Origin of the sequence: Halomonas sp. ANAO-440 (assembly GCF_019915905.1) — a bacterium.
Classification (GTDB): domain Bacteria; phylum Pseudomonadota; class Gammaproteobacteria; order Pseudomonadales; family Halomonadaceae; genus Halomonas; species Halomonas chromatireducens.
In genome coordinates, this window is the sequence record NZ_JAHXBV010000047.1 from 588 (window position 1) to 1,181 (window position 594).

The following is a 594-nucleotide window of genomic DNA, read 5'->3' on the forward strand; positions in this document are numbered from 1 at the left end:
CCTGTTCACTGCGGCAGAGAATGACGAAGTCGTCGGCGTACCGCACCATGCGGTAGCCGCGCCGTGTCATTTCCTGATCCAGCCGGTGCAGGTACAGATTCGCCAACAAGGGACTGATGATCGCTCCTTGCGGCGTACCTGCGGTGGGGCTCCAGTGCGTCAGCTCGCTGACAATGTCCTGGTTCAGCCAGCTTCGCAGCAGGGCCAGCAACTGGCCGTCGCTGATCCGTTCCTCGACGCAGGCCATCAGGTCAGCGTGCGGGATGCTGTCGAAGTAGGCTTGCAGATCCGCGTCAACCACCCAGGTCATGCCGGCCTTGAGTGCGTCATCAACGTCACGCAGGGCATCCTTGCAGCCTCTGCCCGGCCGGAAGCCGTAGCTCATCGGCAGGAATTCGTGCTCGAAGATCGGTTCGATCACGCGCTTGACCGCCGTCTGGACGATCCGGTCCTTGACGGTCGGGATGCCCAGCGGGCGGGTCTTACCGTTGCCCTTGGGAATCTCGACCCGTCGAATCGCCTGCGGGCGGTAGCGACCTGCCGCCAGGTCGCCCTGGAGTTCTTCGAGGTAGCGCTCGGCCTGGGCCGCGAAGC

Annotated in this window: 1 protein-coding gene (cut by a window edge); it reads right to left on the reverse strand. The window is 64.1% G+C overall.

The genetic code is table 11. The features are described 5' to 3' along the window. Nucleotides 1-594 carry part of the coding region annotated (locus tag KZO25_RS19520; RefSeq protein WP_262489144.1) for a reverse transcriptase domain-containing protein on the reverse strand (this coding region is incomplete at its 5' end). The annotated region extends 140 nt beyond the left edge of the window, so 594 of the 734 annotated nt are shown.